The 20,966-nt window shown below is 63.7% G+C and carries 18 protein-coding genes and 1 tRNA gene; 4 read left to right on the top strand and 15 right to left on the bottom strand.

Going from position 1 to position 20,966, the window contains the following annotated elements; translation table 11 throughout:
• Positions 1-166: 166 nt before the first annotated feature.
• From ntrC to dusB, 3 genes are read right to left on the bottom strand one after another with little or no spacing between them, the layout of a single operon-like run.
• Entirely contained in the window at positions 167-1,609 is a 1,443-nt protein-coding gene (ntrC, locus tag SO139_RS19925; RefSeq protein WP_449383810.1) for a nitrogen regulation protein NR(I), read from the bottom strand.
• 9 nt (positions 1,610-1,618) lie between these two features.
• Positions 1,619-2,794 carry a two-component system sensor histidine kinase NtrB gene (locus SO139_RS19920; RefSeq protein WP_449383809.1) on the bottom strand — a complete coding sequence of 392 codons (1,176 nt, stop codon included), beginning with the start codon at positions 2,792-2,794 and terminating at the stop codon, positions 1,619-1,621.
• Positions 2,791-3,792: a tRNA dihydrouridine synthase DusB gene (gene dusB, locus SO139_RS19915; protein ID WP_449383817.1), complete on the bottom strand. Its 1,002-nt coding sequence runs from the start codon at positions 3,790-3,792 to the stop codon at positions 2,791-2,793. Before dusB ends, SO139_RS19920 begins: the two co-directional genes overlap by 4 nt.
• 277 nt (positions 3,793-4,069) lie before the next feature.
• Between dusB and SO139_RS19910 the strand changes: the two genes are divergently transcribed.
• The 3 genes from SO139_RS19910 to SO139_RS19900 are packed head-to-tail and all read left to right on the top strand — an operon-like array spanning position 4,070 to position 6,645.
• Positions 4,070-5,251 carry a bifunctional 2-C-methyl-D-erythritol 4-phosphate cytidylyltransferase/2-C-methyl-D-erythritol 2,4-cyclodiphosphate synthase gene (locus SO139_RS19910; protein WP_449383808.1) on the top strand — a complete coding sequence of 394 codons (1,182 nt, stop codon included), beginning with the start codon at positions 4,070-4,072 and terminating at the stop codon, positions 5,249-5,251.
• A 3-nt stretch (positions 5,252-5,254) separates the two neighbouring features.
• On the top strand, positions 5,255-5,857 hold the full coding sequence (locus SO139_RS19905) for a CinA family protein (protein WP_449383807.1): 603 nt from the start codon (positions 5,255-5,257) through the stop codon (positions 5,855-5,857).
• Positions 5,858-5,871: 14 nt separating this feature from the next.
• Complete coding sequence (locus SO139_RS19900) at positions 5,872-6,645, top strand: alpha/beta fold hydrolase (protein WP_449383806.1); 774 nt, start codon at positions 5,872-5,874, stop codon at positions 6,643-6,645.
• Between the two features lie 50 nt (positions 6,646-6,695).
• Here the strand turns inward: SO139_RS19900 and SO139_RS19895 are convergent, their stop codons facing one another.
• Both SO139_RS19895 and lipA read right to left on the bottom strand, forming a co-directional pair.
• Positions 6,696-7,166 (bottom strand): type II toxin-antitoxin system RatA family toxin, encoded by a 471-nt coding sequence (locus SO139_RS19895; protein ID WP_449383805.1) that lies wholly within the window; start codon positions 7,164-7,166, stop codon positions 6,696-6,698.
• 6 nt (positions 7,167-7,172) lie between these two features.
• The gene (lipA, locus tag SO139_RS19890; protein WP_449383804.1) at positions 7,173-8,129 is read right to left on the bottom strand and encodes a lipoyl synthase; all 957 of its coding nucleotides are present in this window, start codon (positions 8,127-8,129) and stop codon (positions 7,173-7,175) included.
• Between the two features lie 130 nt (positions 8,130-8,259).
• Between lipA and SO139_RS19885 the strand changes: the two genes are divergently transcribed.
• Positions 8,260-8,868 carry a DNA-3-methyladenine glycosylase gene (locus SO139_RS19885; RefSeq protein WP_449383803.1) on the top strand — a complete coding sequence of 203 codons (609 nt, stop codon included), beginning with the start codon at positions 8,260-8,262 and terminating at the stop codon, positions 8,866-8,868.
• Positions 8,869-8,875: 7 nt separating this feature from the next.
• Here the strand turns inward: SO139_RS19885 and SO139_RS19880 are convergent, their stop codons facing one another.
• From SO139_RS19880 to SO139_RS19835, 10 genes are all read right to left on the bottom strand, one after another.
• Complete coding sequence (locus SO139_RS19880; protein WP_449383802.1) at positions 8,876-11,749, bottom strand: valine--tRNA ligase; 2,874 nt, start codon at positions 11,747-11,749, stop codon at positions 8,876-8,878.
• A gap of 157 nt (positions 11,750-11,906) precedes the next feature.
• Positions 11,907-12,671: a PopZ family protein gene (locus SO139_RS19875; RefSeq protein ID WP_449383801.1), complete on the bottom strand. Its 765-nt coding sequence runs from the start codon at positions 12,669-12,671 to the stop codon at positions 11,907-11,909.
• 356 nt (positions 12,672-13,027) lie between these two features.
• Positions 13,028-14,434: a TolC family outer membrane protein gene (locus SO139_RS19870; protein WP_449383816.1), complete on the bottom strand. Its 1,407-nt coding sequence runs from the start codon at positions 14,432-14,434 to the stop codon at positions 13,028-13,030.
• Between the two features lie 198 nt (positions 14,435-14,632).
• Positions 14,633-15,298 (bottom strand): protein-L-isoaspartate O-methyltransferase family protein, encoded by a 666-nt coding sequence (locus SO139_RS19865; protein ID WP_449383800.1) that lies wholly within the window; start codon positions 15,296-15,298, stop codon positions 14,633-14,635.
• Between the two features lie 141 nt (positions 15,299-15,439).
• Positions 15,440-15,568: a hypothetical protein gene (locus SO139_RS19860; protein ID WP_498540419.1), complete on the bottom strand. Its 129-nt coding sequence runs from the start codon at positions 15,566-15,568 to the stop codon at positions 15,440-15,442.
• A 1,668-nt stretch (positions 15,569-17,236) separates the two neighbouring features.
• Complete coding sequence (locus SO139_RS19855; RefSeq protein ID WP_498540418.1) at positions 17,237-17,431, bottom strand: hypothetical protein; 195 nt, start codon at positions 17,429-17,431, stop codon at positions 17,237-17,239.
• A gap of 166 nt (positions 17,432-17,597) precedes the next feature.
• Positions 17,598-17,801, bottom strand: a complete 204-nt coding sequence (locus SO139_RS19850) for a CsbD family protein (protein ID WP_449381046.1) — start codon at positions 17,799-17,801, stop codon at positions 17,598-17,600.
• Positions 17,802-18,432: 631 nt separating this feature from the next.
• A tRNA-Asn gene (locus SO139_RS19845) sits at positions 18,433-18,507 on the bottom strand.
• Between the two features lie 153 nt (positions 18,508-18,660).
• A complete protein-coding gene (locus SO139_RS19840; protein WP_449381045.1) occupies positions 18,661-19,029 on the bottom strand; it encodes a hypothetical protein in 369 nt (122 codons plus the stop codon).
• Positions 19,030-19,258: 229 nt separating this feature from the next.
• Positions 19,259-20,962, bottom strand: coding sequence for a flotillin family protein (locus SO139_RS19835; RefSeq protein ID WP_449381044.1), 1,704 nt, complete (start codon positions 20,960-20,962; stop codon positions 19,259-19,261).
• Positions 20,963-20,966 lie beyond the last annotated feature (4 nt).

Genomic DNA, 20,966 nt, shown 5'->3' with positions numbered 1-20,966 from the left:
ATATCACATTGTTGCCGAATTGCGACAATTCCGCGGCGTGTCCACCGCGGCGGACAGGCGCATCCACAGTCATTCCGGGGGCGGTCTGTAGGACCGAACCCGGAATCTCGAGATTCCGGGTTCGATGCTAACGCATCGCCACGGAATGACAGGGGTGGACGCGGCTCTAGCCCCCGCTCCGATAGACCTGGATATCCAGGTCCCGGATCTTCTTGCGCAGCGTGTTGCGGTTGAGGCCGAGAAGGTCGGCGGCGCGGATCTGGTTGCCTCGGGTGGCGGCAAGCGCAGCCGTAAGCAGCGGGACCTCGATCTCCTTGAGGATGCGGTGATAGAGGCCGGGCGGCGGCATGCCGTTTGGGAAGCCCTGGAAGTGCGTGGACAGATACGCCTCTACGGCTCCGCCGAGATTGTCGACGCCCTGCTGGACCGCCGCACCCGGGCTGATCGTGGGTGGTGCGAGCTCGCCGTCGATGACGGAGCCCGTGATGACGTCCTGCGGATAGAGAGCAGCGAGGCGCCGCGCGAGGTTTTCGAGCTCGCGCACGTTGCCGGGCCAACGGTGCTGCTTCATCCGCTCCAGTGCCAGTGCGTCGAGCTTCTTCGGCGGCAGGCCGTCCTTTTCGGCGAGTGCAAAGAAGTGACGCACGAGATCGGGCAGATCCTCGATGCGCTCGCGCAAGGGTGGCAACCGCAGCGGCACGACGTTGAGGCGGAAGAACAGGTCCTCGCGGAACAGCCCCTGCTGGATCAGGACGCGCAGATCCTTGTTGGAGGCTGCAACGATGCGGACGTCGGTCTTGATCGGGGTGCGGCCGCCGACGGTGGTATATTCGCCCTGCTGGAGCACGCGCAACAGGCGCGTCTGTGCTTCCATCGGCATGTCGCCGATCTCGTCGAGGAACAGCGTGCCGCCCTCGGCCTGCTCGAAGCGGCCGGAGGCACGGGTGTTGGCGCCGGTGAACGCGCCGCGCTCATGGCCGAACAGTTCGGATTCAATGAGGTCGCGCGGGATCGCCGCCATGTTGACGGCCACGAACGGACCGTTGCGGCGCTTGCCGTAGTCGTGCAGCGCGCGCGCCACCAGCTCCTTGCCGGTGCCGGACTCGCCCGTGATCATCACGGTCAGGTCAGTCTGCATGAGACGCGCGAGCACGCGGTAGATCTCCTGCATCGCCGGCGAGCGGCCGACGAGCGGAATCGCTTCCATCTCCGCGTCTTCGTCCGGGCTCGAGGTCCGCTCCTTCGGCTCGGCCAGCGCGCGGCCGACGATCGCGATCAGCTCCTTCAGGTCGAAGGGTTTTGGCAGATATTCGTAAGCCCCGCGCTCGGAGGCCCGGATCGCGGTCATGAACGTGTTCTGCGCGCTCATCACGATGACCGGCAGGTTCGGCCGCATCTTCTTGATGCGCGGCAACAGGTCGAAAGCGTTTTCATCCGGCATCACCACGTCGGTGATCACAAGATCGCCCTCGCCCTGGCTGACCCAACGCCACAGCGTGGCGGCGTTGCCGGTCAGCCTGACTTCGTACCCTGCCCGGGACAGAGCCTGATTAAGAACCGTGCGGATGGCGGTATCGTCATCGGCAACGAGAATGCTACCTGCGGGCATATTCAATCCTCATTTTGCCCCCTGTGACGCAGGCGACGGCTTCCCGGCAGAGTCGGCGCGACTGCTTTGATCGGCGTGTTTGATGGAGGTCGAGTACATCGGCATCAGCACGCGGAAGGTCGTCTTGCGCGGCTGAGACTCGCATTCGATGATGCCACCGTGATCCCCGATGATTTTTGCGACCAGCGCCAAGCCGAGGCCACTGCCTGTCTGCTTGGTGGTCACGAAGGGATCGAACAGGTTGGGCAGAAGATCGTCCGGCACGCCCGGTCCATTGTCCTTGACGCAGAATTCGAGCGGCAGTGATACCCGGGATTTTTGACCGGGCACTGACAGGCGCACGCCGGGGCGGAAGGCGGTGGTGAGCTGAATCTCGGCGTCGGGCACGTCGATCAGGGCTTCCGCGGCATTCTTCACCAGGTTGAGAAAAACCTGGATGAGCTGATCCTGGTTTGCGAGCACCGGCGGCAGCGAGGGATCGTAGTCCTCGATGAAGCGGATGTTGCGGGCAAAGCCGGATTGCGCGAGGCGCTTCACGTGGTCGAGCACGGAATGGATGTTGACCGGGCCGCGCACGACGGGCCGTTCGTCGCCGAACACTTCCATGCGGTCGACCAGCGTCACGATGCGATCGGCCTCGTCGCAGATCAGCCGCGTCAGCATGCGATCTTCCGAGGAGGCCTGCTGCTCCAGCAGCTGGGCCGCGCCGCGGATGCCGGAGAGCGGGTTCTTGATCTCGTGCGCGAGCATCGCGGCGAGCGCGATCACCGAGCGCGCGGCGCTGCGATGGGTCAGCTGGCGGTCCATCTTGTCGGCAATGGTGCGCTCCTGCAGCATCACCACGATGTAGCCGGGCCGTTCGGTGAGCGGAGCGACATGCAGATCGACCTGGCGGTCGCCGCCCATGCGCGGGGTGCCCAGATCGACCTTGTATTCGTTGATCGGTGAATTCGACGAGCGCACCTGGTCGATCAACGCCAGCAGCGGGCTGCCGAACGGCACCAGCTCCTTCAGCGACTGGCGCTTGAGGAACTGGGTCGATATCTCGAAGAACGCCTCGGTCGCGATATTGGCGTCGATGATCTTGCCGTCCGGCCCGATCAGCAGCACTGGATTGGGCAGTGCGTCGAGGATTGCGTCGCCGTTTGACGGAAGCGGCCGACGATGTTCAGCGGCTGAGCTCATGCAGCAGCGCTCCATGCAAAGTCGTCGAAGGCGTCTTGCAGTGAACGGTGAACGGCACGCGGATCCTCGGATGTGAGGATGCTCTGGCGCCAGCCCTTCAGCTTCTCGGCTGGCGCGCGACTGAGATGCGCCGCAACGTCGAGCGCCCAGCCGAGATGCTTGCGCGCGTGCCTGAGGCCGATGCGCAAACCATAGAGCTCGCAGACGCCCTCATAAAGTGTGCGGACATAATGGAGTTGCTCGCCGAGCGAGGGGGCGGCCTCTTCCGCCCCGCCCTGGAGACGCCGGCCGATCTGACCGGGCAGCCAAGGCTGGCCCTGCGCCCCACGGCCGATCATGACGGCGTCGGCGCCGGAGGCCTCCAATGCTGCCACGGCCTTGTCGTAAGCGGTGATGTCGCCGTTGACGACTAGCGGAACCGAAATCGCCGCGCGAACATCGCGCACGGCATCCCAATCGGCTTCGCCCTTGTAGAACTGGCAGCGCGTGCGGCCATGCACGGTAATGAGCCTGACGCCGGCGCTCTCGGCGCGCCGCGCCAGCTCCGGCGCGTTGCGGGTACGGTCGTCCCAGCCGAGCCGCATCTTTAGCGTGACCGGAACCTTCACAGCCGCGATCGTCGCCTCGATCAGGCGCAAGGCATGGTCGAGGTCGCGCATCAGCGCCGAGCCGGACTGGCCGCCGGTGACGTGGCGGGCCGGGCAGCCCATGTTGATGTCGATGATGTCGGCGCCTTCCGCTTCCGCGATCCGGGCGCCCTCCGCCATCCAGTGCGCCTCGCAGCCGGCAAGCTGCACCACATGCGGGCCAAGGCCGGTCGCCTCGCAGCGCAGCCGCGACATCCTGTGACCATTGGCGAGCTCATCGGAGGCGGTCATTTCGGACACGACGAGACCTGCCCCAAGCTCCGCGGCCAGCCGCCGGAAGGGGGAATCGGTCACCCCCGACATGGGCGCCAGGAAGACCGGGTTGGCGACGTCAATATCACCTATTTTCAACGGCTTAGCGCCAATTCCTACCGGGCCGGTCACGGACGTCTCGTCTCAAAGGCGGCGCCTCATCGCGCTCGCCATGACCTATCTTGCGCACAATTCTTGTGCAGTCAAGCGTCATGCCTACAGTTTAGACAGATCTTCCAATCTTTCAAGTGCAGTGCAGCAAAAAGCTTGCTGACAATCCGGCAAACACCACTGTTCTTCCGCGGTGACCGTGCTAGAGGCATGCCAAAATTACCCCTCGCCCCGATCATCACTACCAATTGAGTATTTAAGCGCTATGGCGAAATCAGAGCGGACCGCAGTTGTTCTCGTGGCGGCCGGACGCGGGCTGCGCGCAGGCGCGGGTGGCCCGAAGCAATACCGCGCGATCGGTGGCGTGCCCGTGATCTTTCGCGCCATAGAGTCCTTCAGCAACCACCCCGATGTCGCGCTGGTGCAGCCGGTGGTGAACCCCGATGACGGCGCCATGTTCACGGCGGCAGTCAAAGGTTTGCGCCATGAGCCCCCGACCAGCGGCGGAGCGACGCGCCAGGCTTCCGTGCTCGCCGGCCTCGAAGCGCTCGCTCCGCACAAGCCGGACCTTGTGTTGATCCACGACGCGGCGCGGCCGTTTGTCTCGCAGGCCTTGATCTCCCGCGCGATCGAAGCCGCGAGCCGCGATGGTGCCGCCATCCCCGCGATCCCCGTCAACGACACCGTCAAGCTGATCGGTGTCGCCGGCCAGATCGAGGGAACGCCCGACCGCGCGCGCTTACGGATCGCGCAGACGCCGCAATCCTTTCGTTTCGATGTCATCCTCGACGCGCATCGTCGCGCGGCGAAGGACGGACGCTCTGATTTCACAGATGATGCGGCGATCGCGGAATGGGCGGGATTGACGGTCGCAACCTTTGAAGGCGATGTTGCAAACATGAAGCTCACCACCCCCGAAGACTTCGTCCGCGAGGAAGCGCGCCTCGCCAGCCAGCTTGGCGACATCAGGACCGGGACCGGTTACGACGTGCATGCCTTCGGCGAAGGCGACCACGTCATGATCTGCGGCGTGCGCGTGCCGCACAGCAAGGGTTTCCTCGCCCATTCCGATGGCGATGTCGGCCTGCATGCGCTGGTTGACGCCATTCTCGGCGCGCTCGCCGACGGCGACATCGGTTCGCACTTCCCGCCGAGCGATCCCAAGTGGAAGGGTGCCTCCTCCGACCAGTTTCTGAAATACGCCATCGAGCGCGTCACGATGCGCGGCGGCCGCGTCGCCAATCTCGAGGTGACGATGATCTGCGAGCGGCCGAAGATCGGTCCCCTGCGCGACACCATGCGCGCGCGCATTGCCGAGATCTCGGGCGTCGACATCTCGCGCGTCGCGGTGAAGGCCACGACCAGCGAGCGGCTCGGCTTCACCGGCCGCGAGGAAGGCATCGCAGCGACCGCGAGCGCCACCATCCGCCTGCCCTGGAGCGCGTAAGCCATGGGCGGCAGCGACGCACGCGCCCTCTCCCGCTCGCTGCTCGATCTGTGCCGGATGCGCAAGCTGACGATCGCGACCGCAGAGTCCTGCACCGGCGGCCTCGTCGCCGGCGCGCTGACGGACATCCCGGGCTCCTCCGACGTCATCGACCGCGGCTTCGTCACCTATTCCAATGACGCCAAGCGCGCGATGCTCGGCGTCGAGGCGAGCACGCTGCTCAATTTCGGTGCCGTCAGCAAGGAGACCGCGACCGCGATGGCGGTGGGTGCGCTCGAGCGCGCCGGCGTCGACCTCGCGGTCGCCATCACCGGCATCGCCGGCCCCGGCGGTGCCACGCCCGGCAAGCCGGTCGGGCTCGTCCACTTCGCCGCTGCTGCGCGCGACGGCCGCATCATCCATCGCGAGCACCGATTTGGCGCGATCGGCCGCACCGCCGTGCGGCTACGCTCGGTCGTCGAGGCTCTGCGCATGCTGATGGACCTCGCCCGCGGCCCGCAAGCTGCCGCAAAGCCGCGTCGCGAGGCGGCAAGCCGGCTGCGCACACGAGTGGCGCGCTCGCCGCGCCGGGGCGCGGTGAAACGACGAAGACCGCCGCGCGGTTGAGATATAAAGCACCGATGAAGTCGATCCGGCTGAAGGCCACGGGAGCCAACCTGCTCTATCACGACATCCCTGGGCACGGACTGCCACTGATCTTCATCCATGGATTGGGTTGCGCGTCCTCCTGCGACTATCCCGTCGTGGCGTCCGATCCTGCGCTGGCAGGAAGGCGCATCATGCTGGTCGACCTCCTGGGAGCAGGCTTCAGCGATCGTCCTGCAGAGTTCGGCTACACCGTCGCAGACCATGCGCGCAGCGTCGTGGAATTCGTGGAGGCAATCGCGCCGGAGGCCATCGATCTCTTTGGCCATAGCATGGGCGGATCCGTGGCGATCGTGGCCGCAAGTCTGCTGGGAGAGCGCATCCGGTCCCTCGTTCTGAGCGAGCCCAATCTTGATCCGGGGGGCGGCATCGTGAGCGGCAAGATCGCGGCCATGTCCGAGGCTGACTATGTTGCTCATGGCCACGACCACCTGGTGCGAGCGTCCAGAATCGAGAGGAATCATGCCTGGGCTGCATCACTTGCCGTGAGCGCACCTTTCGCAGTTCATCGGGGGGCGAGATCGCTTGTCGCCGGCAGCGAGCCGACGTGGCGCGAAGTGCTGCGCGGGCTGTCGATTCCAAGAACCGTGATCTTTGGGGAGACCTCTTTGCCGAATAGCGCCGATCCGAGGCAGCTACAGCAACAGGGGGTTAATATCGGCATCGTCCCGAAGGCCGGACACGGGATGGCTTCCGACAACCCCGCTGGACTGGCGCTCACGTTGCGGCAGGCGCTGCGTCTCGCCTGACCCGATGGCAAGCATACCGAATTGGAAGAGGGATATGCGTGCGGCGAGGCTTATGACGATGCCAGCTTCGACCGGCCGTAGATCGCGTCCGCCCGCTTCTCGAACGCGGTGGAAAAACGCGCAAACGCGGCGTCGAACATCGAGCCCATCAGTATCGCGAGCATGCGGCTCTTGAACTCGTAGGACAGGAAAAAGCCGACGTCGCAGACGCCCTCGCCCTTCGGCTCGAAGGTCCACCGGTTTTCGAGGTTGCTGAAGGGACCCTGCAGATATTCGACCAGGATCTTCAGATTGGCGCGGTCGAGCGTCACGCGGCTGGTGAAGGATTCCTTGACCAGCTTGAACGACACCGTCATGTCGGCGACCAGCACCTCCGTGCCGTCGGGTTTTGCAACCCGCTGGCGCACCTTCAGCGCGCTGCACAGCGGCACGAATTCCGGGTAGCGCTCGACATCGGCGACCAGATCAAACATCTCTGGCGCGCTGTGGTTGACGCGGTGCTTGCTCGACACTCGATGCATATGACGTCAGCGGGCGATCGAGGCCCGCGCTGCCTTCAGTCTCGCGAAATCTTCGCCGGCATGATGCGACGAACGGGTGAGCGGGCTTGCCGACACCATCAGAAAGCCCTTGGTGTAGGCCACCTTCTCGTAGGACGCGAACTCGTCTGGCGGCACGTAACGCATCACGGCGTGGTGCTTGCGGGTCGGCTGGAGATATTGCCCGATGGTCAGGAAGTCGACCTCGGCCGAGCGCAGATCGTCCATCACCTGGAGCACCTCGTGTCGCTCCTCGCCGAGGCCGACCATGATGCCGGACTTGGTGAAGATCGTGGGATCGATCTCCTTCACCCGCTGCAACAGCCGGATCGAATGGAAATAACGCGCGCCGGGCCTCACCGTCAGGTAACGCGACGGCACGGTCTCGAGGTTGTGGTTGAAGACGTCGGGCTTGGCTGCGGCGACGACCTCGAGCGCCCCCTCCTTGCGCAGGAAGTCGGGTGTCAGGATCTCGATCGTCGTCGAGGGACAGGCAGCACGGATCGCGCGGATCGTCCTGGCAAAATGCTCAGCGCCGCCGTCGGCGAGATCGTCGCGGTCGACAGACGTGATGACGACATGGGCAAGCCCAAGCTTGGCGGTCGCCTCGGCGACATGCTCCGGCTCGGCCGCATCGAGCGGGTTTGGCAGGCCGGTCTTGACGTTACAGAAGGCGCACGCGCGGGTGCAGGTGTCGCCCATGATCATGAATGTGGCGTGCTTCTTGTCCCAGCACTCGCCGATGTTCGGGCAGCCCGCCTCCTCGCACACCGTATGCAGGCCGTTGGCACGCACGATGTTGCGGGTGTCGGCATAGCCGCGGGTGTTGGGCGCGCGCACGCGGATCCAGTCCGGTTTCGGCGGTGAAGCAGCATCAGGCCGGTTCACTTTTTCCGGGTGACGCGGGCGCAGCGGGTTGGTGATGGTATCGACAATAACGACCATGGGGTGTCCGGCCTGTTCAGGTCCTACCTAGTCGGTATCGCCGTTAGCCGCAACCCGGCTCGCGCCGCTTCAGGGAACATGGCAGATATGGGCAATATCCTGCTCTGTCGTCTAGCGATTCTCACCTCGAATGGCTCCAAAATCGAAACCCTCCAGGGCCGCACTGGGCAAGCCGCTGAAGCGCGACTTCTTCGCGCGCAGCGTCCACGAGGTCGCCCCCGACCTGATCGGTGCCACATTGCTGGTGAACGGCGTCGGCGGCATCATCGTGGAGGTCGAGGCCTATCATCATACCGACCCGGCAGCGCACTCCTATCGCGGGCCGACGCCGCGGAACCAGGTGATGTTCGGTCCGCCCGGCTTTGCCTACGTCTACCGCTCCTACGGCATCCACTGGTGCGTGAATTTCGTCTGCGAGGAGGAAGGCTCGGCCAGCGCCGTCCTGATACGCGCGCTGGAGCCGACGCATGGGATTGCCGCGATGCGCCGCCGCCGGCATCTGGTCGACGTGCATGCGCTGTGTTCGGGGCCGGGCAAGCTGACGGAGGCGCTCGGCATCACGATCGCGCATAACGCCCTGCCCCTCGACCGCCCGCCGATTGCGCTGCATGCGCGCACCGACAAAATGGTGGTCGCGACCGGCATCCGGATCGGCCTCACCAAGGCGGTCGAGTTGCCCTGGCGCTACGGCGTCACCGGCTCGAAATTCCTGAGCAAGCCGTTTCCGCGTAGCGCCTGAACGGGCCTCACGACACCTGCTTCAACCGCTCCAGCGCCTCAAGCAGCTTCGCCTTTCGCGCCAGCGCGGCCTCGCGCTTTTCGCGCTCCTCCTCGACGACCTCTTCGGCCGCATTGGCGACGAATTTCTCGTTCGCCAGCTTGGACTCGGCGCGCTTGATGTCGGCGTCAGCCTTGGCGATCTCCTTGTCGAGACGCACGCGCTCAGCTGCGAGATCGACCACGCCCTTCAGCGGGAGCGCTGCGACCTCGCCGCGCACCAGGATCTGCACGGCACCGTCGGGCGCGCGATCGGCGAAGGAGATGTCCGAGAGCCGCGCCAGGCGCTTGATGACGTCGGCCCAGCGCGGCGCGCGCTCCTTCGTCTCGGCGGAGGCTCCGGCCAGCACCAGCGCCGTCAGCGTCGCCGGCGTGATGTTCATCTCGGCGCGCACGGAACGGATCTGCGTGACCAGGTCGATCACCCAGCCGATCTCGGCTTCCGCCGCAGGATCGGTGAAGTCGGCATGATCGAAGATCGGCAGCACGATCGGGGAAATGAAAGCCCCGTCATTCGGCATCGATGCGGCGACCATCGCGAGCTCTTCCGCCGTCGGGCCAGCGGACTTCAGCGGCCAAGACTCGAGCGTCAGCAACCCCTCGCGCTTGGCGGTCACCTCCCACAGCTCTTCGGTGATGAAGGGCATGAAGGGGTGCAGCAACTTCAGAATCTCGTCGCGCGCCCAGGCGACCATCGCGCGGGTCTCGGCCTTCGCAGGACCATCCGGGCCGAGCAGCACGGGCTTTGCGAGCTCGACATACCAGTCGCAATAGACGTTCCAGACGAAGCGGTAGATCGCGCCCGCCGCGTCGTTGAAGCGATAGGCTTCGATCGCTTCCGTCACCTCGCGCGTGGTGTGCGCGGTCTCGTGCGCGATCCAGCGGTTCAGAGTCTGCGTCGCTTTCGCGGGCTCAAAACCTTCCGGCACGACGCACTGGTTCATCTCCGCGAAGCGGCAGGCGTTCCAGAGCTTGGTCGCGAAATTGCGATAGCCTTCGACGCGGCTGGTGGCGAGCTTGATGTCGCGGCCTTGCGCCGCCATCGCCGCCAGCGTGAAGCGCAGCGCGTCGGCGCCGTATTCGTCGATCAGGTGCAGGGGATCGATGACGTTGCCCTTCGACTTCGACATCTTGGCGCCCTTCTCGTCGCGGACAAGGGCGTGGATGTAGACGGTCGAGAACGGCACCTCCTTCATGAAGTGAAGGCCCATCATCATCATCCGGGCGACCCAGAAGAAGATGATGTCGAAGCCGGTAACCAGCACGTCGGTCGGGTAGTAGCGCTTCACCTCCGGCGTATCGTCGGGCCAGCCGAGGGTGGAGAACGGCCACAGCGCCGAGGAGAACCAGGTGTCGAGCACGTCCTCGTCGCGGGTGATGAAGCTTTCGCGCTTGTTTCGGTCGAGTGCCATCTCGCGCCCCTGCTCCGGCGTGATGACCTCCTGCTCGACGTAATAGCCGAGCGCGTGGCTGACGGCCTCCTCCTCGGTCTCGGCGACGAACACCTTGCCGTCCGGCCCGTACCAGGCCGGGATCTGATGGCCCCACCAGAGCTGACGCGAGATGCACCAGGGCTGGATGTTCTCCATCCACTCGTAATAGGTCTTTTCCCAGTTCTTGGGCACGAAGGTCGTCGCGCCGCTCCGCACCGCAGCGATGGCGGGCTTTGCCAGCGTCTTGGCGTCGACATACCACTGGTCGGTGAGGAAGGGCTCGATCACGACGCCGGAACGGTCGCCATGCGGCACCATATGGGTGTGCGGCTCAATGCGCTCGATGAAGCCGAACGCCTCCAGCCGCTCGACGATGCGCTTGCGCGCGGCGAAGCGCTCGACGTCGTTGAATTCCTCGGCGAATTGCGATGCACCTTCGGGCAGGTCGCGCAGGTAATCCTCATTGTCGACGAGGTCGAGACAGCCTTCCTTGTCGAGCACGCTGATCTGGCGCAGGCCATGGCGCCTGCCGACCTCGAAGTCGTTGAAGTCGTGCGCCGGCGTCACCTTCACCGCGCCCGAGCCCTTCTCGGGATCGGAATAGTCGTCGGCGACGATTTTGATCTTGCGGCCGACGAGCGGCAGAATCACGTGCTTGCCGACGAGCTTCTGGTAGCGCTCGTCCTCGGGATGCACGGCAACGCCGGTATCGCCCAGCATGGTCTCCGGGCGTGTGGTGGCGACGACGATGAAGCTCGCGGGATCGTCAGGGCTGAAGGTTTTGCCCTCGATCGGATAGCGCAGATACCAGAGGCTGCCCTTGACCTCGACCTGCTGCACCTCGAGATCGGAGATCGCGGTGAGCAGCTTCGGGTCCCAGTTGACCAGGCGCTTGTCCTTGTAGATCAGGCCATCGCGATGCAGCTCGACGAACACCTTGATGACGGCCTTCGACAGGCCCTCGTCCATGGTGAAGCGCTCGCGCGACCAGTCGCAGGACGCGCCGAGCCGCTTGAGCTGGTTGATGATGGTGTCGCCGCTCTCGGCCTTCCACTCCCAGACCCGCTCCAAAAATTTCTCGCGGCCCATCTCGCGGCGGCCGGGCTGCTGCCGCTCCATCAACTGCCGCTCGACCACCATCTGCGTCGCGATACCGGCATGGTCGGTACCGGGCTGCCACAGCACGTCGCGGCCGCGCATTCGCTCGAAGCGGCACAGCACGTCCTGAAGCGTGTTGTTGAGCGCGTGGCCCATGTGCAGCGAGCCCGTCACGTTCGGCGGCGGGATCACGATGGTGAAGGGGGTGGCCTCGCGCCGGTCGGGGCGGCCAGCCTTGAAGGCAAGGCTGTCCTCCCAGACGACGGACATGCGGGCTTCGATATCGGCGGGCTGGTAGTTTTTCTCGATCATGGGGCTGCTAAAAAGCCGTGCACGGGGGCCAAGTCAACGGAAAGTGTCAATGGAAAGGTCTATGGAAGGCCCGGCGGCAAAACGGCTTTCCGGCCCGGTCGCCAGGCCGAATGGGTCATAGAAGCAGGGCTTTATCAGGACCGCGCGGCCCGGCGCCTTAGCGGCCGCCGCGCGAGACCCGCTCGATTTCCGCCTTCACGATGCGTTCAACGAGGCCCGGCAGGTTGTCGTCGAGCCAGGATTTCAGCATCGGCCGCAGCATCTCCTTGACCAGATCCTCCAGTGTGCGCGCATTCGAGCTCAGGACGGTATGGGCCAGGGAATTGAAGGCGGACTCGACGGCCGAGATCGTCGTCTGGGCTAGGATCGGCTGCTGCGGCGGCAGCGGCGGCGCATTGAAATCGACCGGCTGGTAGGATGGGGGCGGAGGAGCTGGCCGGAAAGACGGCGCTGCAGCCTCGGCGAATTCGACATCGTCGCCCGGTTCGACCTTGCGAAAGCTCGGTGGTGGAGGCGCGGGCGTTTCAACCGCCATCTCGTCGGTCAGCTCGAGCACGTCGGGCTCGGGCTCGGGTTCCGGCGCCCGCACCTCGGGCGCGGGGGTCGCCTCGTCCAGCCCCGCCAGCAGCGCGTCGATATCGTCCTGGTTGTTGCTTGCGGCCGGCGCAGGCGGCGGTGCTGCGGGCTTTGCAGCCGGTGGTGGCGCAGCAGTTTTTTCGGCGACAGGCTTGGTCGGCGCGATCTTGGACGGCGGAATGTCGTTCATCGCGGACGGCTTGGGCGCCGGCGCGGCTGCGGGCTTGGTAGGTTCGGCGGCCTTCTCGGTCGGCGGCGGCTTGGCCTCATCGTCGGCAATGATGCGCCGGATCGAGGCCAGAATCTCCTCCATCGAGGGTTCTTGCACCTTTGCAGGCTGCGTCATCTCCGACTCCACATCATCAACGCCCTCGCATGCGTTGTTTTACACCAAGCACGACAGGATTGACCGGTTCCGAATGGGTGGCTCGACATTTTCGCCGCGACCGCCTGACTTGTCCCCAGATCAGGCGATTGCGACTCACTGCGCGGCGGTGCGCCCCTGCCCACGTCACCGAAGCCCTACGCAAACAACATGAGATGCGGCGCGAATCGCGCCCTCATCTCAGTGAAAGGCTATGTCAGGGCGTTTGACGATTGCAAGCAAACCGCAAGGCAGCATCGCGATGTGGCGACGCCAATCTAAAGCGCGATGAATCTTCATCGCGCTTTAGATTGCGGATCATGCCTTGAGCGCGGAGATCAGCGTCCGTCGGGCGTGCGTACGCCGGCCCAGCTATCGCGCACCTGGTGGTAATGCACGCTGGGATCGTAGACGTTGGTCTTCAGGCCGAGCACGATCGGCGACAGGCGGCCGACCGAGCTGAGAACGCGATAGGAGTTCACGACACGATCGTGCTGCGCATTCACGAGGTTGATGCGGGCGTTGACCAGCGCCTGCTGTGCGTTGAGAACGTCGAGCGTGGTGCGTTGGCCGGCCTTCGCCTCCTCGCGCACACCGTTCAATGCGATCTCCGATGCCGTCACCTGGGCCTGCGCCGATTGCACCTGCGCCTTGGACGCTTCGAGCTGGCCCCAGGCAGATACGGTGTCGGACCGAGCCTGGTCGCGCGTTTGATCGAGCGTGAGGCGCTGCTGCGCCAGCGACTCCTTGGACTGCCTGATCAGCGCATATTCGGCGCCGCCTTGATACAGTGGCATCGAGGCCTGCGCGATGGCGGCAGCGCTGAACGTGCTTGGAGTGATCAGAGTTTGTTCATAGGCTTGATTGACCGAGGCCTGGAACGTGACCGTCGGCAGCAACGCGCCTTCGTTCACCTTCAGATTCATGAAGGCGACATCGATCCCGAACATCGCCGCTGTCACGGTCGGGTTTTGGATGAGCGTAAGCTCGACCGCCCTAGGCAGTGATTGCGGCAGCAGGCGATCCACCGGTGAGCCCGGCGCAAGATTGATCGGCTCGATGCCGATGATGCGCCGATAGGTCGCTCGCGTCGCCGTCAGAGTGGCTTCGGATTGCTGCTCGAGAGTTCGCCCCGCGGCCAGTTGCGCTTCCGACTGTGCCACGTCGGTTCTGGTGACTTCGCCGACGTTGAAGCGATCTCGGGTCTGCTTGAGCGTCTGCTCGAGCACCCGTACGTTGCTCTTGTTGACCTCGACCGTCGCCGAATCGCGCAGATAGTCCATATAGGCCTGCGCCGCCGAGAACAGCACCTGCTGCTCGAGATTGCGCAATCCCTCGCGAGCGCCGGAAACCTGATTCTCCGCGGCCCGGGTCCGGTTACCGGTCTGGTTGCCGTTGAATAGTGTCTGCGTCACGGTGAGACCGGCAGCGCGCGGCGCATTATTTCCACTCGTGAGCGTGTGTATCACGAGGCCACTGTTACTAGCCGCCGTCGAGTCGGTGTGCAGATACTGAGTGCCGACGCTCGCAGTCACCGAGACTTTGGGGCGATATCCGGACAATGCCTGCGGCACGTTTTCGTCCGTCGAACGGACAAATGCGCGCTGCGCGTTGAGCTGCGGATTGTCCTGATAGGCGCGCACCAGCGCACCTTCGATCGTCTCCGCCAAGGCAGGAGTCGGCCCGGCAAGCGCCATCAGGAGGACCGAAACCGCAGCTCCGGTGAAGAGCTTCACCCCATGCATCCAGATATTCCGTTTCATTCTTATCGCCGGCTCGTGCCCGCGAGCCGGGTGACAGAGAGTCATTGCCCCCGGCGCACCATAGGACGGGGGCAAGCCGGACGGAACTACCCGACGGTTGTTCGCAGCGGAAACTCTTCACGTGCAGCATCCCTGCCACACTTCTGATTCAGAACGGTATTTTTAACGGGTTCCATCCCGTCAGAAGACGAAGGCGGGCGCCCGCGCAAGGCCGGGAAGGACCGGGGCTGCGGCGTCGAACAGCGCGCGGTGGCCAAATTCGCCGTGAGCGCGGGTCACGATCACGGCCCGCTGGGGCGTCGTCTCGGCCGACACGCCGACCAACCGACCGCCCTCCTTGAGCTGCTCGAAGAGCCCGCTGGGCGTCACTTCGGTCGCCCCGTTCACGATGATCACATCGTAGGGAGCGGCCGCCGGATCCCCCTCTTCACAGGGCGCTGCTGCGCACGTCACATTGGCAAATCCCAGGGCGGCCAGATTGCTCTTCGCTTTTGCGGCGAGCGCTGAATCGCTTTCCGTAGCCGTGACTTGCCCAGCGAGCCGCGCGGCAAGGGCCGCGACGTAGCCGGTGGCGCAGCCGACCACCAGGACACGATCAGCTTCGCCGATCTCGGCCGCCTGCAGCAGCTTGGCGGTGAGCGCCGGCTTGATCAGATATCGCTTGGCCGATCCGCCTTCGGCCACGTCGAGGTCCAGGTCGAGGTAGGCCAGCGCCTGCCGGCTTGCGGGGACGAAAGCCTCGCGTGGAACCGCGAGCATGGCATCGAGGATACGGCGATCGGTGACGTCGCTGGTGCGCACCTGGCCATCGACCATCTTTTGGCGCGCGGTCGCAAAACCGGACATTAGGGAACCCTGGAATGCGGACGGCGCCGCGGGAAAAACGTGGCGGCATCTTTGGAACATGCCTCGCCAAAACGCAACATGGCGATTGCCCCGAAGGCGGCAGCCTCGGGCCGGTCGACGCAGGCCTGACGCCTTTGCGCCCTATTCGATCGCGACGGCGAGCCGGCCGCGCGCGAGCAACGCGAGGCATTCGTCGTCGCTGAGATCGGGGATGTCGGTGGGCAGAATCGAGGGGACCAACAGGGAATGGTCGACCTGAACGTTCGGCATCGGAATCAGCTCCGCGTAAGCCCAGCGTCAGGGAACCTCGATTTGAATTGAGTCGATTTGGCGTCCTTCCGATGTCGGCGCGGCAAACGGTGTGCACGACCGCGTGAAGACCTTTGCGCTCCGGCATAGGTTATGGCGTTTGCCTGCTGGCTGAGGCGGCAACACAGGCACCGACTTGTTTACGTCGGCGGCTTCACTTCATTGGCTATTGCTCGACTTTCTGGACGGAGGCTTAGCGGTCAAAAACCGCAGGCTGCATATTGCTTTCTGACGAGCCGAAAGTGGGAGCCGACTTGTACGAAGTCCACATCGAGACATTGGTTGCCTCGTCGGAAGTCACGACCGAGACCCTCGCATTGAAGGTATTCAAGATTGATGCGCCACCGGTGTTCGCTCGGCAGGTAGGTAGCGAAGTCGTGCTGGGCTTGAGGCGGCCCCTTGCAGACGCCTGTGATGTAGGCGCGGACATCGGCAGGCAGGACGTCTATATGCTCGTGATTCCAAGGAGGGTCTGTATGAGAGCCGCTTCCTTTGGAAAGACCCGGGCATACGCTCAACGGCAAAATGCAAACAGCTATCAAAAGGGTCCGAACTACCATCTGACCCTCCAGCTAAAGCCGCCTATTTCTCGTCGCCTATAGCTTCGGCGGAGTGATCGTACGGCGACAAACTGACGTGGGCCTTACAGGTCGCGCTGCTCCGCGGAGGATTCGTGGCCGCGAGGTCCGGTTGGGCTTTGCCTCCATTGCCAGCCCGCTTGCTGAAGCGCGCAGAGCCCTCTCGCGAATACCCGTAGTTCTCCGGCGAAGAACATGGTTCGCGATGTGGCGATTTGGCACTCACTTTAGGCCGCCTTAGTTGGCGGTCTGTTTCCTGTCAGCGTGTAACGGCAGCTCTATCTCAACTAACCAGTAGCCAAGTGATGCCAGCGACCATGACGTAGAAACCCGTCGCCGCGATAACGACGAAGGCTCGCTCGGTACTATCCATGGATTCCCCCTACGCAAAACCCTTGGCATTCCCAAGACGAAGGCTACAGGGCCGAAGTGCCGAATCAACTCGATTGTCAATCTCCCTTACGTGCAAGACTGTGGATAGCGGGGAGTAAAGTGCACGGTCGAGTGACTCAGGAACAAGTGGCAACTTCGCGTGTTCTCGGCATGCTCCGGTCGGCAATCCCCCCCTGCACCGAGCGGAGATGGCCCCAGCTCGCCGCCCAAATAGCTGGGGCCAATTTTATGTCCAAAGTGAACAGAGCGAAACGCCCCAACCGGTTAGGCTGCCGGCGCTTGGCAACTCCTGCCAAGCAAACTTCAACGGCCCCGGCTTACTCTAGAAGCCCCCCATGGCCGGGGTCGTTTTTGCCCCTTGGTCGTTGCCTGCCCGCTCTGGCAGCGCAATCTTAGCAACCGTCCAAGAGAAGCTTTCGCGCGAGAAGCAAGGCCGCCTCAGTTGGTCCTCCTGTCGTCGCACGGCCGAGAGGCCGCCTATCGGCGCATCTGATCTTCCTCGCCCGGAGTAACGCGTTGAGCGAGCTTCCTTGGGAAGTGCCGTGATTGCGCTTCTAGGATAGCAACCAATCGCCAACGGCTATCGCTGCTTTGGCAAGGCCATATAGCCAAGCAGTCTCAAGCGATGCCAATGCGACAAAGAACACCCCTTTAACGATCATTGCCCGCAATGCGTGCCTTGGCTCGATGCGCCCAATCCCATGTGTTTCAGCGTTCGTCTATTTCGCTTCTTCTGCTCGGCCTCAAGCACTTGGCTCCGCAGTTCCTCCAATTCGGCAAGTTGATACGCAAGTCTTTCAATATCTTGGCGAAACACAACAGCAGCATCATCCGCGCGAGCACAGGCACGCATGGCAAGTCTCCTTGGTTGTTGTTGATTTTTGGAAGACTTGGCCCATCGTTGGACCACCGGGAAATTCTGGCAGATATCGCAGCGGCACGCACTAACATGCGGCAAGATGCGGCGTCGTAAGCAAAAAAGAACCCCGCATCTGCGGGGTTCTTCGAGTGGACTATCATCACCATTTCTGACGGCCGTACCAGTCATTCACTTCCTTCTGCGCCTGATCCTTGGCGTAGCCGTACCGTTGCTGCAGTCGGCCTTCGAGTTGTTCCTGCCTGCCGTTGATCACATCAAGGTCGTCGTCGGTGAGCTTGCCCCACTGCTCTTTCACCTTCCCCTTCATCTGCTTCCAGTTTCCTTCGACGCGGTTCCAGTCCATCACGATCCTCCTTGAACGAATGAGATCGACCAACGGAGCAACGGATGCCTTCGTTCCGCGACGGCAGAGCGTCGCGCGGGTGAACGCCAAGTGTTCAAAAGTGGACCGACGCGCCGAGGTCTAGTCTTGCCGTTCAGCGGGATGTCCTATGGACCGGTTCGCTTGTCCGCCTTCCGCTCATCGAGAGCGCGATCAAGCTCCTCGTGAGCGAACGCAGTTAGGCGAGGCAGTTCGGCGTCATCGACCAGCGTCACGACTAGCAAGAGACATTCAGCCGCGAGTCGTGAGACCTGCCGAGCCGCCGAAGGGTCAACGCCTGCCTGGAGGGTGATCTTGGTGTCCTGATGCCCCCCGGCGAGCCTCCGCCAGCTTCACCGCCTAGGCGGCTTCGCCAGTCGGAGAGCGCCAACGCCAGTTTCATGGTTCGTTCTCGATTTCGAAATACCACCTCATTCGAAACCGCCCTGCTTCTTGCCGATACCCGACTGATACGCCGGAAATTTCGCGAACGGCGGGGAACGAAACCGTTCCGCTCCGAACGCCGACGCAGTCGGGTCAGCCGGAAAATTCAATGGTTAGACGGGGTTAGCGGATGAGTGCGAATGAGAAAGAACGGCTGAGAACAGCCTGATGGCTCCCCGGGCTGGATTCGAACCAGCGACCATCCGATTAACAGTCGGATGCTCTACCGCTGAGCTACCGAGGAAAAGGGCGAACCAACGTTCGCGCGGCTGCGTATAACAAAGCCTCCGGCGCTTGCAAAGGACGAATTCGTCATATCCTCGCCATCAGGAGGAAGGGCGCTCGTCCCCTCCCCGCCGGTCCCCGCTGCGGGCGCGGACGCGCCGTGATGCGACGCTCACTCCGCGATGAAGGAGGTCGTCTTGGTGCCGGGGTCGTAGCGCAACCTCAGCACGTTGAACTTGCAGAGGTTGACGTTCTTCCACAGCACGGACTCGTTGTAGTTCTGCCAGTCGACGCGGATGTTCCAGACGCATCCTTCATCGTCCTCGTCGAACTCGACATACGTGCTCGCCTGGTTCTGCAAGGTCTTGTCGAGCTCGTTGTCCCATTCGTCCAGATCATCGTCCGGCGAATTGAAGCCGAGGAATTTGATGGCGTAGCCGGTCTCGTTGACGACGGAGACGTTGCGGGAATCCGCGGCCTGCGATGGCGCGGCTGTGACCGCGAGACCGAGTGCAATGAGTGCAGACAGAAAATATTTCATGAGAGCCCCAATGAAAAAGAAAATCCGGCGCTTGCCCGTCGTGGGCGGAGGCGCCGGGGCAACCAATGCATTACCTTGCAGGGTTCGTCCGGAGAGCGATCGAAAGGTTCGACACGCGATCGACCTGCACTCCGGAACGGTACGCCACGCGAGAAGCGCACGGCCTGTTCTTATCGACTAGGGCTCACGCCAGCAATGAATGGGCATTCATAGCCGGCGCATTCACGGCCTACTCTGCCGCGTCGGTTGTCTGCGGCGCGGGCACGCTTCCCGCAACTTCGACCGCAGCGCCATTGCTCTTGCCGGTGACGGCACCGACCAGTGCCTTCACCGGATCCTCGCCCGGTGCAAAGCCGCTCTGGCGCAGGATCTCGTCGATCATCGGCCGCAGCGCGTGCACCTTCAACAACTCGCCGGCGAGACCTTCGCCGAATCCGGCATTGCTGCCACCTGCGCCGTTGCCTCCGAAAGCGCCGCCGGTATGCAGGATGCGGACGTCCTTGATGTTGGCGATCGGTTTCACCATCTCGGCGAGCGCCGACGGCATCATCTCGATCCGCTTCTTGGCGATCTCGAAATCGATGACGTTGCTGCCGAGCTTGTTCTGCGCCTCGTTCTTCATGGTGATCACGGCCGCCTCGGCTTCACCGATGTTCTTGACGCCGGCTGCCTTGATCTTGTTGGCTTCGGCTTCCGCGCTCGCGAGCGTCTTGGTGGCCTCGGCGCGATCGAGGGCGGCCTTTTTCTCGGCTTCGGCCGCAACGATCAGCTCGGTCGACTTGCGCTCGGCCTCGGTGCGCGCGGCGAGCACCTGCGTGAGGCGGGCACGGTCGGCGACCTCGACCGCGCGCGCGGTCACGACCTTTTCCTCCGCTGACACGGCCACGGCTTCCGCAGTCTTGGCTTCTGCGACGGCTTCGGAGGTCTGCTTGCTCTTGGCCGCGATCTGGATCTCGTTCTCCTGCGTCGCGATCTGGATTTCGCGCTGCGCGTCGGTCTTGCGCTTGTTGATGGCGAGATCGGATTCGATCACCGCCGTTTCCTTGATCTGCTTGGCGCCGGCCTCTTTCTCGGCGACCGCGCGATCGGTGTCGATGCGGGCGTTCTCCTCGGTCAGGCGCGCGGTCTGCGTCGCGGTGGCCACTTCGGCGCGCGTGCTTGCGGTCTTGTTGGCGATGTCGCGCTCCTGCGAGAGCTCGGCCTCCTTCTTGGTCCGCTCGATCCCGAGGGTCTGCTGCCGCGCCTCGAGGTCCTTTTGTGCGATCGCCACCTCGTTGTCGCGCACGATGGCGTTGCGGTCGCGCCGGCGGGTCTCGGTGATGGTCTTGAGCTGGGTGAGACCCTCCGCGTCGAAGAAGTTTTCCGGGTTGAAGAACTTGACGTCGGTCTGGTCGAGTTTCGTCAATGACACCGACTCCAGTTCAAGTCCGTTGGACTTGACGTCGGATTCCACGGTAGCCTGCACGTGCTTGACGAAATCGCTACGCTTCTCCTGCAGTTCCAGGATGGTCATGGTGGCCGCCACTGAGCGCAGGCCGTCGACGAATTTTGCCTCGACCTGGTTGCGCAGGGCTTCGGCGTCATTGGTCAGCGCGCCCAGCGTTTGGCTCGCCAGCGCAATGCTCTCATCGTCGGGACGGACGCGGACATAGAACTCGGCGACGATATCGACGCGCAGCCGGTCCTTGGTGATCAGGGATTCCCGCTCCTTGCGCTCGACCGTCAGCCGCAGCGTCTTCAGATTGACGCTGGCATAGGAGTGGAAGATCGGCAGGATCATGGCGCCCCCGTCGAGCACGACCTTCTTGCCCCCGAGGCCGGTGCGGACGAATGCCTCGTCGCGCGTGGCGCGCTTGTAGAGGGTGGTGAACACAATGCCCAGGACGACGATCAGCGCAACGCCGATCATGGCTGGGACTGCGATGTCAAACATGAAT

This window comes from Bradyrhizobium sp. UFLA05-89 (assembly GCF_059803475.1).
The sequence above is the reverse complement of the archived record's forward strand: the minus strand, read 5'-3'. Positions and strand labels throughout refer to the sequence as shown.

What these genes read in the sequence shown, in the direction of transcription:
- ntrC (WP_449383810.1), bottom strand. Translation starts at nt 1,609, where the DNA reads ATGCCCGCAGGTAGCATTCTCGTTGCCGATGACGATACCGCCATCCGC.
- SO139_RS19920 (WP_449383809.1), bottom strand. Translation starts at nt 2,794, where the DNA reads ATGAGCTCAGCCGCTGAACATCGTCGGCCGCTTCCGTCAAACGGCGAC.
- SO139_RS19910 (WP_449383808.1), top strand. Translation starts at nt 4,070, where the DNA reads ATGGCGAAATCAGAGCGGACCGCAGTTGTTCTCGTGGCGGCCGGACGC.
- SO139_RS19905 (WP_449383807.1), top strand. Translation starts at nt 5,255, where the DNA reads ATGGGCGGCAGCGACGCACGCGCCCTCTCCCGCTCGCTGCTCGATCTG.
- SO139_RS19900 (WP_449383806.1), top strand. Translation starts at nt 5,872, where the DNA reads ATGAAGTCGATCCGGCTGAAGGCCACGGGAGCCAACCTGCTCTATCAC.
- SO139_RS19895 (WP_449383805.1), bottom strand. Translation starts at nt 7,166, where the DNA reads ATGCATCGAGTGTCGAGCAAGCACCGCGTCAACCACAGCGCGCCAGAG.
- lipA (WP_449383804.1), bottom strand. Translation starts at nt 8,129, where the DNA reads ATGGTCGTTATTGTCGATACCATCACCAACCCGCTGCGCCCGCGTCAC.
- SO139_RS19885 (WP_449383803.1), top strand. Translation starts at nt 8,260, where the DNA reads ATGGCTCCAAAATCGAAACCCTCCAGGGCCGCACTGGGCAAGCCGCTG.
- SO139_RS19880 (WP_449383802.1), bottom strand. Translation starts at nt 11,749, where the DNA reads ATGATCGAGAAAAACTACCAGCCCGCCGATATCGAAGCCCGCATGTCC.
- SO139_RS19875 (WP_449383801.1), bottom strand. Translation starts at nt 12,671, where the DNA reads ATGACGCAGCCTGCAAAGGTGCAAGAACCCTCGATGGAGGAGATTCTG.
- SO139_RS19870 (WP_449383816.1), bottom strand. Translation starts at nt 14,434, where the DNA reads ATGCATGGGGTGAAGCTCTTCACCGGAGCTGCGGTTTCGGTCCTCCTG.
- SO139_RS19865 (WP_449383800.1), bottom strand. Translation starts at nt 15,298, where the DNA reads ATGTCCGGTTTTGCGACCGCGCGCCAAAAGATGGTCGATGGCCAGGTG.
- SO139_RS19860 (WP_498540419.1), bottom strand. Translation starts at nt 15,568, where the DNA reads ATGCCGAACGTTCAGGTCGACCATTCCCTGTTGGTCCCCTCGATTCTG.
- SO139_RS19855 (WP_498540418.1), bottom strand. Translation starts at nt 17,431, where the DNA reads ATGCGTGCCTGTGCTCGCGCGGATGATGCTGCTGTTGTGTTTCGCCAA.
- SO139_RS19850 (WP_449381046.1), bottom strand. Translation starts at nt 17,801, where the DNA reads ATGGACTGGAACCGCGTCGAAGGAAACTGGAAGCAGATGAAGGGGAAG.
- SO139_RS19840 (WP_449381045.1), bottom strand. Translation starts at nt 19,029, where the DNA reads ATGAAATATTTTCTGTCTGCACTCATTGCACTCGGTCTCGCGGTCACA.
- SO139_RS19835 (WP_449381044.1), bottom strand. Translation starts at nt 20,962, where the DNA reads ATGTTTGACATCGCAGTCCCAGCCATGATCGGCGTTGCGCTGATCGTC.